We start from the raw sequence: 14,383 nt of genomic DNA on the forward strand, positions 1-14,383 counted from the left end.
AGATTTTTTTAGTTTTATGTTTATTCCAACATTAAGGAATCGTTATGAACGCTTTAACCGCACTATCACCATTAGATGGACGTTATGCCAGCAAATGTGATGCGCTACGCCCTTTTCTTTCTGAGTTTGGTTTAATCCATGCTCGTGTCACTGTAGAAGTGCGTTGGTTACAAGCACTTTCTAACCGTCCGGAAATTGTTGAAGTTGCACCTTTTTCAAACGAAACAAATGCAGCTTTAGATGCAATTGTTAGCAACTTTTCTGAAGAAGATGCTAACCGCATTAAAGAAATTGAGCGTACAACTAACCATGATGTAAAAGCTGTTGAATATTTCTTAAAAGAGAAAATCGCAGGTATTGCTGAATTACAAAATGCAGGTGAATTCATTCACTTTGCATGTACTTCAGAAGACATCAACAACTTGTCTCATGCGCTTATGCTTAAAAACGGTCGTGAAGTTTTAGTATCAAGCATGAAGCAAATCCTTAATGCGATCTCTGCTTTGGCAACGACTCACGCTGAACAACCAATGTTGTCTCGTACACACGGTCAAACTGCTAGCCCAACAACTTTGGGTAAAGAAATGGCGAACGTGGCATACCGTTTAGCTCGTCAAATCAAACAATTTGAAAACGTTGAGTTACTTGGCAAAATCAATGGTGCTGTAGGTAACTACAATGCTCACCTTTCTGCTTATCCAGATGTTGATTGGGCTGCTCACGCACAAGCTTTTGTTGAATCTTTAGGTTTAACATTCAACCCTTATACAACTCAAATCGAACCACATGATTACATGGCAGAGTTGTTTGATGCGTTACGTCGTTTCAATACGATTTTAATCGACTTTAACCGTGACGTATGGGGTTACATCTCTTTAGGTTACTTCAAACAAAAATTGAAAGAAGGCGAAGTTGGTTCATCAACCATGCCACACAAAGTTAACCCAATTGACTTTGAAAACTCTGAAGGTAACTTAGGTATTGCAAATGCAGTATTGGCTCACTTAGGTGAAAAATTACCAATTTCTCGCTGGCAGCGTGACTTAACTGACTCAACTGTATTACGTAATATGGGTGTTGGTTTTGCACAAAGCTTAATTGCTTTCGATGCGTGCTTAAAAGGTGTTGGTAAACTTGAGTTAAATGCAAACCGTTTAAATGAAGATTTAGACCAAGCTCAAGAAGTTTTAGCTGAACCAATTCAAACTGTAATGCGTCGCTACAACATTGAAAAACCATACGAAAAATTAAAAGCATTAACTCGTGGTCAAGCAATGACTCGTGACATGATGGTTAATTTCGTAAATGGTGATGAACTTTCTCAAGTACCAAGCGAAGAACGTGCGCGCTTAGCTGAACTTACTCCTGCAACTTATACAGGTAATGCAGCTGAACAAGCGAAACAAATTAACGATTTAATTAGCAAAATTTAATTAAAAAGTTTACAAAAAGCGGAGCTTAGGCTTCGCTTTTTTATTACACTCATATAAATCACAATAAAGACTTCATAAAATGATCGAAAAACAATTCAAACTTAAACACTATATTGCTCTTGGCTTGCTTTTGATTGCGATTGTCATTTCAGCTATTCAGCCTCTTGAATTTGAAGCCTATTTACTTCATCAAGCGGGCACAGTGTTTATGTTGATTTTGCTCTTTGTTATTTTTAAGAAGATTGGACTCGATTTTTTAAGTTTTACTTTCTATCTGCTGTTTTTGCTCATCCATATTGTTGGCGCACATTACCTGTATTCATACGTTCCATACAATGATTGGATACAACAAGCATTCAATTTTAACTTAGATCAATATATGGGTTGGTCCCGTAATATGTATGATCGTTTGGTTCATCTTGCCTATGGTATTTTTCTTTACCCTCTTACTTATCGCGTGTTTCAAGTGTGGTTACCATCAGTAAAGCCATTCAGTCTTTTTTTATTAGTAGTTCAATTTGTAATGGCATCAAGTGTTTTATATGAACTTATTGAATGGGCAATTGCTATTGGATTATCTCCGGAAGAAGCCGAAAATTATAATGGGCAACAAGGCGATATGTGGGATGCCCATAAAGATATGCTGTTAGCGACTATTGGGACAATTTTCTATGGACTTCTTGCACTGATGCTTCCATCCAAAACAAATAACTCATAAATAAAAAAGCGCTCAATGAGCGCTTTTTTCAAGATCACTTTAGACAACAGGATAGGTTTGTTCTAAAAGGCTTTGTAAAACCGAAGAGGTCGTATCAGGTAAAACATACTCAAGATTGGCAGTGGTATTGCTAGCGTTCGTAGTCATATCACTCTGATCATTTACCTGAGTAGGCTTTAATGCCGCTGAAGATAAAAGAGTTTCAATTGGGTCTGGTTCACTAGACGTAGAGCTTTTTAACAAATCATCTATTGGCACAGATTTCTGCTGCTGGCTATCCGTTTCATTTGTTGTGCTTTGTACTAACTTTAATGTATTTAACCCAACACTATCAGCAACAGATACAGTTTCTGTATGAGCAGTATCAACAGCTACCTCACTTAAACTTGTAACCTTTGGAGCGACCACATAAAACGTAAATGGTGAACTCACTTCACTTGTAAGGCCTGCTGCATCTGTTTGAGTTAAAGTAATCGTATGTTTACCAATTGCTAAGTCTTTATCGAGTGTAAAGCTCCATGATCGACTACTACTTACATTTACAATCCCAATAGCAACACCATTATCATAAATGGTTAAAGTTGCATTTGCCTCACCTGAACCTGTGAGCTTTGGTCTTGCATCGTCAGTTTCTGAACCAGCAGTAATCGCACCTTTTAGAGCACCAACATCATCATCCACACTGTTTAAAACAGGTTTTGCAGGTGGTGTTGTGTCCTTAGTACCAATAATATCAAGAACCTCAGATTTATTTCCTGCACTATCAATAGCCGAAACTGAAGCATGTTTGTTATCAGTTAAAGCAGGCGAAATCGTAATTGTAAATTTTCCATTTGCATCTGCCGTTCCCGTACCAATGACCTTACCTGTCGTATCTTTAATTTCAACTTTTGCATTTGCTTCGGTTGTACCTGTTACGGTTGTTCCATCAGCATTAATTTGAGCAACAGGTTTATCAGGTGCAATAGAGTCATAACTTGGAGAAACTTCTAAAGGTTTAGAGGTATTACCTGCTGCATCTTCAACAATAACTGTTGCCTTTTGTGACTCTTTTAATGCTGGAGAAAGCGTAATTTGAAATTCGCCTTGAGCGTTTGCGGTACCCGTACCAATTACTTTACCATCAGCATCTTTTATCTGAACTTTTGCATTAGGCTCAGTTTGTCCTTCGACCGTGGTACCTTCTTTATTGACTTCAACTAAAGGTACATCCGGAGCGAAAGTATCCTTTCCGGCAATAATTTTAGTTGGTTCAGATTTATTGCCTGCAGCATCTTCAGCTATAACTTTTCCACCCGCGTCACTCGTCAATGGAGGAGTAAGCTTTAAAGAAAAAATACCATCTTTATTTGCAGTTACAGTGCCTAGTACATTATCACTAGCATCATAAACAGTGATTTTTGCATTTGCTTCAGTTTTACCAGTTACCAATGAGCCATCATCACTCAGCTGAGTTTGGGGAGCATCTGGAGCAATTGTATCTTTACTACCAGTCACAACACCTGGTTTAGAAATATTACCAGCAGCATCCTCAGCTAAAATATTTAATTTATTCCCATTTGCTAAAGGCTTATCGAGTTTAATTGTAAAATTTCCACTTGCATCTGCAACTCCCGTTGCGACCGTATTACCAGCAGCATCTTTAATATAAATTTTTGCATTTGCTTCTGCTTTACCAGTAACCGTAACGGTATCATCCGCAACAGTAGCAGTCGGTGCAGCAGGAGCTAAGATATCTACAGGTCCTGAAGAATCATCTTTGTCATCATTATCAAAAGCCCAAAGATATAAGCCTTCAGCAGCTAAAACCGCCAAACCTGCTTTTAGCACGTTACCCATCGAAAAAGTTGGGGAATCATCAACCGCCATTGTTGAGGCTGGTTGGCTCGTGCTGGTATAGGCTAAATCTGTGACATGGTTTAAACCTGTATAGTCGATTACCTTACCCTGAGCATCAAATTGTGCTTCAATAAATTTTCCATGTTCAGTCGGAAGAACAAGTGAATGTTCTGTTGTATTCGTTGCTTCATTAAAGAAATTTTCTAAGACAATAGTCTCTCCATTTTTTAAATGGACAACTAGATTTCCACCTTGTTTTTCCACCGATGCTATATCTTTTTGACTTACACCAATTTGAATAATAGAAGGTTTACTTAACACGACCTTATTGAGCTGACCATCTTGCAGAACGTCCAAACCCTCTTTGGATGCTACAATTATTCTTGTCATTATTTCCTGTCCTAAATTTCAGTTATATTTTTAAATGTCTAACTTTTTAAATATTTCATTTAAAAGCTATTTTATTGCTGTTTAAAATATCAAAACCATGTGTTTATCACAATTCAAAAATTATATTTATCAACATTTATTTTTTACTTTCCATTAAAAATCTAAACCTATTTAATAAGACAAATTTGAATATTAACTTTATAAAAAAACCAGCATTTAAGCTGGTCTTTTATAACATTTGAATTAGATAAACTTATAGTTTTGGATCACGTACCTGCACAAGCGTCGTGTTCGCCTTTGCTAGGCTTTCCATTACTTTGCCGATTACAGTAGGAATCAAACTATCTGCCATTTGCGCTGCTTGTAAACCCAGCTTTTCACCTAAGGTCGCTTTCTTACGTGTATTAATGACATAAACATCATGTTGCGGTAATAAAGCTAATAAATACTCATCAGATGTTTGTAATTTATCAACAAGGTTCAGATCTAGGGCATCTTCACCATACCAATGCTCACCTGTCGCCACCTTATCAACATTAAGCTGTGGGCGATACTTTTCTACAAAGTGCTTAAATAAGACATGAGTTTGTTGCAGTTCTTCTTCGAACTTCGCTTTACCTTCAGGCGTATTTTCACCAAACATGGTGACTGTACGCTTATACTGCCCTGCTGTGTAAAGCTCAAAATCCACATTGTGTTCTTTTAAAAGACGATTAAAGTTTGGAACTTGAGCAACCACGCCAATTGAACCCACAATAGCAAACGGTGCTGCAATAATTTCATTTGCAATACATGCCATCATATAGCCACCACTTGCAGCGACTTTATCAACACAAATTGTTAAATGAAAACCTGCATCGCGTAAACGCACCAACTGAGCTGCTGCTAGACCATAACCATGCACCATACCACCTGGGCTTTCAAGACGAACTACAATACGATCACGTCCTGCTTTAGCAGTTGCTAAAATCAGGGTAATTTCTTCACGCAAGTTTTCAACTGCCGAAGCTTGAATATCACCTTTGAAATCTAAAACAAAAATCTTCTGATTATTTTTACGGCGAATTTTAGCCTCTTTAGCAAGTTGTTGAGCTAATTGTAAAAGTTCTAAACGGCTTGCTGTAGTTTGTGCAATTTTTTTTCTCTGTTCATTGACACGTGCATTTAAATGGCTGACACGTATTTCCGCAGGGAGTTTAGGCAAATGGAATAACATAAAATTCTAAGCTCATAAGTTTATCTTTATAGCCTTAAGATGTGGTCCTTTTGATTAAAATTCAATAGCGATTTTGCAAAATAGAGTCATTTTCATTTATAAAATAAAAAAAAAGAGCACATGGCTCTTTTTCTTTTATTGTTTATTAATCAACCGAAGCGACCAGTAATATACGCTTCCGTTAACTGATGGTCAGGTTGAGTAAAGACTTTTTCAGTTGAGTTGACTTCAATTAAATCACCTAAATGGAAATAAGCAGTACGATCAGAAACACGTGCCGCTTGTTGCATTGAGTGAGTCACAATCACAATTGTGTATTGATTCGACAATTCAGAAATAAGTTCTTCTACTTTTGCTGTTGCAATTGGATCGAGTGCAGAACACGGCTCATCCATTAAAATCACTTCAGGACTAACAGCAATGGTACGTGCAATACATAAACGTTGTTGCTGACCACCTGATAAACCTGTACCTGGCTGGTTCAAACGGTCTTTAACCTCATCCCACAAACCAGCTTTACGTAAGCTATTTTCAACAATTTCTTCAAGGTCATATTTATCACGCGCTAAACCGTGAAGTTTAGGCCCATAAGCCACGTTGTCAAAAATAGATTTAGGGAATGGGTTTGGCTTTTGGAACACCATACCAACCTGAGCACGCAATAATACAACGTCTAGATTTGGGTCATAAATATTGTGGTTATCGAGGGTAATTTTACCTGTTACGCGGCAACCATCAATCGTATCGTTCATACGATTTAACGTACGAAGAAACGTTGATTTACCACAACCTGAAGGACCAATAAATGCGATCACTTCATTTTGATAAATATCTAGGTCAATACCTTTGATAGCTTCAAAATCACCATAATAAACATGGGCATCTTGTGCACTAATTTTGATTTCGTTTGAGTTCTGCTTTTTTGAAGTATGTGGTTCAAAATGCGAAACATACGAAGTGCCATGATTCAGCGATTTATCTGTAAATTGAGATTGTTCAGTATTCACTAACTTATCCTTTTCTAAGGAATTCGTAATATCAATAGTATTCATGATTTATCCTCTATTACCAACGCACTTCGAACTTTTTACGTAACCAAATTGCAAGACTGTTTAAACCAATCATTAATGCAAGTAGTACGATAATCGCAGCAGCAGTACGGCCTTCGAAGAAGTTACGCAACTCATTACCCTGCCATAAATAAACCTGTACAGGTAAAGCAGTTGCTTGATCAAATGGAGTTGCTGGAATACTTGCAACGAATGCACTCATTCCAATTAAAAGTAAAGGTGCGGTTTCACCAAGCGCATGTGCAACACCAATAATTGCACCTGTCATAATGCCCGGTAATGCCAACGGTAAAACATGATGGAAAATCGTTTGGAACTTAGAAGCTCCCAAACCAAGTGCCGCTTGTCGAATAGAAGGTGGCACTGCTTTTAATGAAGCGCGCGTGGTAATGATGACTGTTGGTAGTGTCATTAAGCTTAAAACCAAACCACCCACCAACGGAGCTGATAAAGGCAAATGCATCCAGCCAATGAAAATTGCAGCACCAAGTAGACCAAATACAATTGAAGGAACAGCAGCAAGGTTATTGATGTTAACTTCAATAATGTCGGTAAGAACATTTTTTGGAGCAAACTCTTCAAGATAGATTGCGCTGGCAACACCAATTGGGATCGCAATGATGATCACAATCAGCATCATGAATAATGAACCCATGAATGCACCTGCAAGACCACTAATTGCTGGAGAACTACGAGAGTCAGGATTCTTAAATAAGTTCAAGTTAAATGTACTTTCAAGAACACCTTTCGCCTTTAATTCATCTGCGAGCTTACGCACTTCTGGATCGAGTTGTTGCTGATCATCTGGTAATGAACGATCAATATTACCTTTTAACCAAACATCGACGTTCGCATCACCCAAGAAGGTAATATTTTCTTTTTTACCAATGAGTGATGGATCTGCAAAAACCATATCACGTAGACGATAAGCTTCAGAGCTTGCATATAAGCTGCTCAGGTAGTCACGTTGTGATGCAAGTGCAGGATCTTTAGCAATCATTCCATTTACAATGATGCCATCCCAATCAACCATACCCATTTTAGTTTGCCAATCAACATAACGTTCTTGGTAATGCGCAGGTGTCTCACCTTGAGTACGTACAGGTACTGGTCCTGCATCAATCACTTTAGGGTCAAAGTAAATTGGAACATTCATACTGGTTTGCCAAAAAGCAGGTAAACCTTTTGCCAAGATACTACCGAACAAGAGAGCAACGAATGCAAGACCAATAATGACTGCCGAGAAACCCGCAAAACGGAAAGCTTTTTCTTTACGATGACGTTTAGCCAAGGATTTTTCAATAACCTGTTTACGTCGTTCACGTGTTTCGGCAGCAGTTTTCGGATCAAATACGTTCTGATCCATAGGAGACGATGTATTTGATGTACTCATTCGTATTGCTCACGGTATTTACGCACAATGTACAGTGCTACAATATTTAATCCCAAGGTAATAACAAATAGTGTTAAACCTAGCGCGAATGCAACCAATGCTTGTGGACTTGAGAAGTCTGTATCTCCAGTCAACTGTTTTACAATAGTTACTGTCACTGTCGAAACAGCTTCAAATGGATTTGCGTGTAAAAGTGGACTGTTCCCTGCTGCTAAAACCACAATCATGGTTTCCCCAACAGCGCGAGAGACTGCCAATAAGAAAGCGCCTGTAATACCCGGTAAAGCTGCCGGTAATACGACTTGACGAATTGTCTCAGACTTAGTCGCACCAAGTCCTAAAGAACCGTCACGTAGTGCACGCGGGACTTGAGTAATAATGTCATCAGACAAAGATGACACAAACGGGATAATCATAATTCCCATTACAAAGCCAGCAGTTAAAGCACTCGTCGCATTAATCTCTAAACCAACATATGCACCCGCTGCTTTAAAGAATGGTCCAATAATCATCATGGCAAATACACCATAAACAATTGTTGGAATACCAGCTAAGACTTCAATTGTTGGTTTTGCCCATGAGCGGAACCATGGTGAAGCATATTCAGCTAAATAAATTGCGATCATTAATCCAACTGGTACAGCAACGAGTAGAGCGATACCACTGACCATGAGCGTACCCCATAGCAATGGTAATAAACCATAACTGCCTTCAGCATTACCAGAAGTACTAAAGCCCGGATTCCATTCTGTACCAAAGAAAAAGTCCATTGGACTGACAAAACGGAAGAAGTGCATTGCTTCGCCAAACATCGACATTACGATACCGATGGTGGTTAAAATCGCAACACCAGAACATAAAATCAAACCAACATTAATGGCACGTTCAACTTGGTTACGAGCACGATATTGTTGGCTGATTTTTTTCTTTGCCCAAACCAACCCTAATAAAGCAGCACAAATTACAACAGCAAATTTGGCAAAAGAGCCAATGGTTTGAAATTTTGCAAACTGTTGAGCAGCAGCTAATTCATAAGCAGCTGGTTTATCACTTACACCAAAACCTGAAGCAATTGATTGAACACGATCAATCAGTACACTTCTGCCCGCTTCATCAAGAGATGCACTTACAGAGGCCGGAATATTATTAAAAATAATATGATTTAAAATACTTGGTTCAACCAAGTTCCAAATGATCAAAATTAAAAAAGCAGGGATACCGCACCAAAGACCAACCAGTGCGCCATAATAACCAGGACGAGAATGTAACGTCGCCGAGTTGCTTCCCTTACCTGCTATGTTACGGCTCTTTCTCAGCCCAAGTTGATATGCAATTGCCACGAGGGCTAACAACACACCGATAAGTAGCAGATTCATGTACTCTCCACTGTTTTCTCAATTGTCATAATTTGGAAAAACAAGTTAGACAAAAAGGCTGATGAACTCTTAAGATCACCAGCCTTCATTCAAACTAACTTATTTAACAGTTTTACCTGCTTTAAAGTCAGCCAAAACTTTTGCACGTTCAGCATCAGACATCGCGATTAAACCATCACGTTCAGCTTTAGAACCTTTACCAGTTGCTTTCTTGCTTACGAAATATTCTACATATTGCGGTAAGCCTTTAACTGATTTTAAGTGTTCGCCTTTCACGTAGAAGTACAATGGGCGAGATACAGGGTATGTACCATTTAATACTGTCTTCTCAGATGGAACAACGTTGTTTACTGTTGCTACACGTAACTTGTCACGGTTCATGTCATAGAAACTTAAACCAAACACGCCTACAGCACTTGGAGAAGTTTTTAAGCGCGCTAATGTTTCTGTATAGTCGCCAGCGATTTCAATTACACGGCCATCTTTACGGAAAGTAGAACATGCTTTCTTCTGAGCATCTTTATCTAAGCTCTTGAAGTATTCATATGCTTCACAACCAGCTTCAACCATTTTCTCTTGGAAAACTTCACGAGTACCGTGGTTAGATGCAGGGATTACAAGAGTAATCGGTTCATTTGGAAGTGTTTTGTCAATTTGATTCCAGTTTGTATATGGGTTTGGAACCAATTTACCTTTTGAAGGCAACTGTGCAGCTAAAGCAGCAAACACGTGGTAAGGTTTTAATTTATAAGCTGCTTTGTTTGAGTTAGACGCGAATACAATACCGTCGTAACCGATTTTGATTTCTTGAATTTGTTTTACACCAGCTTTGTTACAAGCTTCGATTTCAGTGCTTTTAATTTTACGAGAAGAGTTAGCAACGTCGATCGTGTTATCGCCAACACCTTGACAGAATTGTTTCAAACCAGCAGAAGAACCGCCAGAACCAACTACAGGAGTTTTAAATTGAGGGAAAGTATTACCAAACTCTTCAGCTACAACGCTGGCAAATGGTAATACAGTTGAAGAACCAGCAATTTGAATCGTATCACGAGCTGCATTTGCAGTCGTTGTTACAGCTGCCCCAGTTACTGCTAACGCAATTGCGATTTGACGTGGATTTAAGCGCATTCTGTTCTCTCTCATTAATGCAATAGGTTGTACGTCACTTTTTGTTGAGTGCTTGTACGCTCTTCGATAGCTGCATTGTGAATAGAAAATATGACAATTAAGTTACAGTATGATGACGCTTTAATGATTTCGATATTGTTAACTGTCACATTAATATTTTTTATGTACTATCAATTAGTTATTTTAAATATAGAGATTATTTTATCCTCTCTATCAATCTATATTATGACATTATCTAAAAATATTAAATTTTTATTTTTTATAAAATATAAAAACAAAAGGTATTATAAATATATTAAAAAACGGTAATTTAGTGATTTATTAATTTTATTATTTAAATATTTTCTGTCATTAAAATTATTATTAAAAATTTCTAGAAAAAATAATTTCTTTGTAACATGAAAATAATATGACAAGAGATAAAGGGTTACCGACCCTAAGGCTGATAACCGCAATATCATTGTCAATTTAAAGGATCAATTCGATTGTACTTCTGGCAAAACAACCATTTTTTTACGATATTTTAAGAAGTACATCACAGCTAAAACAGCAAGCCAGATTGGCCCTAAAATAACTGCCAATCTCATATCTGGAGTCATCGCCATAATAATAAGAATAAAGCATACAAAGCTAATGGTTAAATAATTACTCCAAGGACTCATAATACTTTGGAATTTAGTTTGGCGTCTTTGCAATTTCATTGCTTTAGTAAATTTCAAATGCGTCACTGAAATCATGAGCCAGTTAATGACAAGTGCAGCCACCACAAGCATCATGAAGAGCTGAAAAGCTTGACCAGGAATCAGATAATTCACGACCACACATATTGCTGTAATAGATGCAGAAACAACTGCTGCTGGAACTGGAATACCGCGACTGTTTACTTTTTTCAAAATTGCAGGAGCATTACCCTGCTCTGCCAAACCATGCAACATACGGCTATTACAATAGATACAGCTGTTATAAACTGAAATAGCAGCAATTAAGACCACAAAGTTCAGAACGTTCGCAACACCGTTACTATTGAGTGACTGGAAAATCATAACAAATGGACTGCCGCCTTCTGCCACCATGTTCCATGGATAAAGACATAAAAGAATACCGATTGCACCGATATAAAAAATCAAGATGCGGTACACAATCTGATTTACTGCTTTAGGAATAGTCGTTTCAGGTTTCTTCGTTTCAGCTGCAGCAATACCAATTAATTCCAAGCCACCAAATGCAAACATAATGACAGCTAAAGCCATGACAAAACCGTGAATCCCGTGCGGGAAGAAACCACCGTGTTGCCATAAATTTGCAACACCCGCTTGCGGACCTGCTGAGCCTGAAAGTAAAAGATAAGCTCCGAAACCAATCATACTTAAAATGGCAACAATTTTAATGCAGGAAAATAAGAACTCGGATTCCCCAAAAAAGCGGACATTTACCAAGTTAATGCCGTTAATTAAAATAAAGAAAAATAAAGCAGTCAGCCATGTCGGAATTTCAGGCCACCAAAACTGTATAAATGTCCCAATCGCACTCAATTCAGCCATACTGACGAGTACATATAATACCCAATAGTTCCAGCCAGACATAAAACCCGCCATTTTGCCCCAATATTTGTTCGCAAAATAACTAAAAGAACCACTGACCGGCTCTTCAACAACCATTTCACCTAAATGGCGCATAATTAAAAAGGCAATAATTCCTGCAATTGCATATCCTAATAAAATTGAAGGACCAGCCAATTTAATTGTTTGTGAAAGACCTAAGAATAATCCTGTACCAATCGCCCCTCCGAGTGCGATGAGTTGAATATGCCGATTGGATAAGCCTTGTTTTAACTCGTGCTTATTGTTTGCATCCATAACATTATCTCCAATGTTGGTGTCACTTCCTGTACACCTTTATTCAGCACCATATCCGAAGGCCAGAACCCGGCCTTCGGAAATAAGTAGCTTTAATATGAGTCCATTTAATTTTTGAGAAGACTTGTCCTGTCTTCTATTTAAAAAGAGATTGCATCCTTACATTTAATCGGTTGTGAACGCTCCTTTAAAATTTCGTAACCGCGATCACCGTAGTCAAAACGAGCAATCACAGAAGCAAATTTTTTCAAACTTACCGGCGCATCCATTGCTGGTAGTTTTAATTCAATGAAAGTTAACTGATCATTTTGCTGAACGTTGTCTAAAACACTCTTAAGCTGTCCAGCGGTTTCAATAACATAAGTTGTATGGCCTTTTTTACCATTAAATACCGCAGGAATTTCAGTGTATTTCCAGTTTTGCACGTCGTTATAGGCCGCGTTTTCACCCATAATTAGGCGCTCAATGGTGTAGCCGCCATTGTTCAGCAAGAAAATGATTGGTTTTAAACCGTGACGGATAATCGTAGAAAGCTCTTGTACCGTAAGCTGGAATGAACCATCACCAATAAATAGAATTTGACGACGCTCAGGAGCAGCCAACAAACTACCAAGCAAAGCCGGTAAGGTGTAACCAATAGAACCCCAAAGCGGCTGAGCAATATATTTAGCTGTGGCAGGAAGCTTGATACCTGACAAAGCAGAATTTGATGTTCCTACTTCACCAATAATCACATCATCTTCTTTTAAAAACCCTGAAATGTAGTTCCAAAGCACATCTTGGCTTAACTTTTGTTGAGCTGGAGCTTCAATTACTTTCTGAGGTTGTTTTTCAAGAAGAGGTGTTGTTGATTTACGTGGGGCAACTTTTTTATTTAACTCGACAAGTAATTGTCCAATTTCAATACCCGGAAAATCCTGACCAAAAATATTTAGGCCATAAGATTTAATTTCGATGTAGTTCTTGGTCTCAATTTGATGAGTAAATACAGCTGAACCTACATCGGTAAAGCGTGCACCAACACCAATTAAACAGTCAGATTGTTCAATGATATTTTTCACATGCGGTTGGCTTGCCCCACCCACATAAGTTCCAATGTAACGAGGTGAACCTTCATCCATAATATTTTTTGCAGTATTCATGCCTGCAAATGGAATTGAGCATTTTTGAGATAAATCATTTAAAAGTGAAGTTACACCAAAAACTGAAGCTTCATTATCAATAAGAAGTGCAGGACTTTGAGCATTTGCGATAATGTCACAGAGTTTGCTTACCACACTCTGCAATAATTCAGGTTCAACAGCTGGATAGCTTAGGTCGAGCGGACGCTCAGACACTTCAATTTTAACGTGAGTAATATCACCAGGTAGTTGAATGTGTACAGGACGGCGTTCCAGAAAACACTGACGTAATACACGGTCAATTTCAAAAGCTGCATTTGCTGGAGTTAAACGAGTTTGGGCAACTGTAAACTCTTTCATACAGTTCATAATATTGTCGTAGTTACCATCGACAAGCGTGTGGTGTATGAGAGTGCCCTTTTGAACCGCATGTAACGGTGGAATTCCTGAGATATGAATAAGAGGTACATTTTCTGCATAGGCGCCTGCAATACCATTAATCGCACTTAAGTCGCCTACACCATAAGTGGTTGCCAAGGCAGAAAAACCGTTAATTCGTGCATAGCCATCTGCTGCATAGGCAGCATTTAATTCGTTACAATTTCCAATAAATTCGAGTTGTGGGTCTGCTTCAACTTGTTCTAGATATGAGAGGTTAAAATCACCAGGTACACCAAAAAGATGTTGGATACCCATTTGTTTTAAACGAAGATTTAAAAATTCACCGATTTCTATGAACATTGCTCTATATCCTTTGAGACCAATTTTTATTCCATAGAAAAATAATATTTCATCTATCTTTTAGATTTCGTGCATAATGAAAACGCATTTTAATAAAAA

The 14,383-nt window shown here is 38.1% G+C and carries 10 protein-coding genes; 2 read left to right on the forward strand and 8 right to left on the reverse strand.

The features are described 5' to 3' along the window. Positions 1-44: 44 nt before the first annotated feature. Together purB and ACO6UW_RS01690 are read left to right on the forward strand one after the other, a co-directional pair. Positions 45-1,433 carry an adenylosuccinate lyase gene (gene purB / locus ACO6UW_RS01685; protein ID WP_002118712.1) on the forward strand — a complete coding sequence of 463 codons (1,389 nt, stop codon included), beginning with the start codon at positions 45-47 and terminating at the stop codon, positions 1,431-1,433. A gap of 79 nt (positions 1,434-1,512) precedes the next feature. Further along, a complete protein-coding gene (locus tag ACO6UW_RS01690) occupies positions 1,513-2,151 on the forward strand; it encodes a DUF2238 domain-containing protein (RefSeq protein WP_057062848.1) in 639 nt (212 codons plus the stop codon). 39 nt (positions 2,152-2,190) lie between these two features. On the opposite strand, the gene blp2 is transcribed toward ACO6UW_RS01690, so the two are convergent. From blp2 to ACO6UW_RS01730, 8 genes are all read right to left on the reverse strand, one after another. Beyond that, positions 2,191-4,380, reverse strand: coding sequence for an Ig-like repeat protein Blp2 (blp2, locus tag ACO6UW_RS01695; protein ID WP_057062847.1), 2,190 nt, complete (start codon positions 4,378-4,380; stop codon positions 2,191-2,193). Positions 4,381-4,633: 253 nt separating this feature from the next. Then, positions 4,634-5,596, reverse strand: a complete 963-nt coding sequence (sohB, locus tag ACO6UW_RS01700; RefSeq protein ID WP_005067965.1) for a protease SohB — start codon at positions 5,594-5,596, stop codon at positions 4,634-4,636. Positions 5,597-5,745: 149 nt separating this feature from the next. Continuing rightward, positions 5,746-6,648, reverse strand: coding sequence for a phosphate ABC transporter ATP-binding protein PstB (pstB, locus tag ACO6UW_RS01705; RefSeq protein ID WP_005067963.1), 903 nt, complete (start codon positions 6,646-6,648; stop codon positions 5,746-5,748). A 13-nt stretch (positions 6,649-6,661) separates the two neighbouring features. Further along, complete coding sequence (gene pstA / locus ACO6UW_RS01710; RefSeq protein WP_005073268.1) at positions 6,662-8,059, reverse strand: phosphate ABC transporter permease PstA; 1,398 nt, start codon at positions 8,057-8,059, stop codon at positions 6,662-6,664. Further along, entirely contained in the window at positions 8,056-9,435 is a 1,380-nt protein-coding gene (gene pstC / locus ACO6UW_RS01715) for a phosphate ABC transporter permease subunit PstC (RefSeq protein ID WP_044100411.1), read from the reverse strand. The genes pstA and pstC overlap by 4 nt, the downstream gene beginning before the upstream one ends. Positions 9,436-9,534: 99 nt before the next feature. After that, a complete protein-coding gene (locus tag ACO6UW_RS01720; RefSeq protein ID WP_005073265.1) occupies positions 9,535-10,566 on the reverse strand; it encodes a substrate-binding domain-containing protein in 1,032 nt (343 codons plus the stop codon). Positions 10,567-11,042: 476 nt separating this feature from the next. Next, positions 11,043-12,422: an amino acid permease gene (locus ACO6UW_RS01725; protein WP_014207315.1), complete on the reverse strand. Its 1,380-nt coding sequence runs from the start codon at positions 12,420-12,422 to the stop codon at positions 11,043-11,045. 140 nt (positions 12,423-12,562) lie between these two features. Beyond that, positions 12,563-14,284, reverse strand: a complete 1,722-nt coding sequence (locus tag ACO6UW_RS01730; RefSeq protein WP_057062825.1) for an alpha-keto acid decarboxylase family protein — start codon at positions 14,282-14,284, stop codon at positions 12,563-12,565. Positions 14,285-14,383: the final 99 nt, after the last annotated feature.

The organism is Acinetobacter sp. JADD-222, assembly GCF_049310645.1.

Coding starts and splice junctions, on each gene's coding strand:
- purB (WP_002118712.1), top strand. CDS start 45: ATGAACGCTTTAACCGCACTATCACCATTAGATGGACGTTATGCCAGC.
- ACO6UW_RS01690 (WP_057062848.1), top strand. CDS start 1,513: ATGATCGAAAAACAATTCAAACTTAAACACTATATTGCTCTTGGCTTG.
- blp2 (WP_057062847.1), bottom strand. CDS start 4,380: ATGACAAGAATAATTGTAGCATCCAAAGAGGGTTTGGACGTTCTGCAA.
- sohB (WP_005067965.1), bottom strand. CDS start 5,596: ATGTTATTCCATTTGCCTAAACTCCCTGCGGAAATACGTGTCAGCCAT.
- pstB (WP_005067963.1), bottom strand. CDS start 6,648: ATGAATACTATTGATATTACGAATTCCTTAGAAAAGGATAAGTTAGTG.
- pstA (WP_005073268.1), bottom strand. CDS start 8,059: ATGAGTACATCAAATACATCGTCTCCTATGGATCAGAACGTATTTGAT.
- pstC (WP_044100411.1), bottom strand. CDS start 9,435: ATGAATCTGCTACTTATCGGTGTGTTGTTAGCCCTCGTGGCAATTGCA.
- ACO6UW_RS01720 (WP_005073265.1), bottom strand. CDS start 10,566: ATGCGCTTAAATCCACGTCAAATCGCAATTGCGTTAGCAGTAACTGGG.
- ACO6UW_RS01725 (WP_014207315.1), bottom strand. CDS start 12,422: ATGGATGCAAACAATAAGCACGAGTTAAAACAAGGCTTATCCAATCGG.
- ACO6UW_RS01730 (WP_057062825.1), bottom strand. CDS start 14,284: ATGTTCATAGAAATCGGTGAATTTTTAAATCTTCGTTTAAAACAAATG.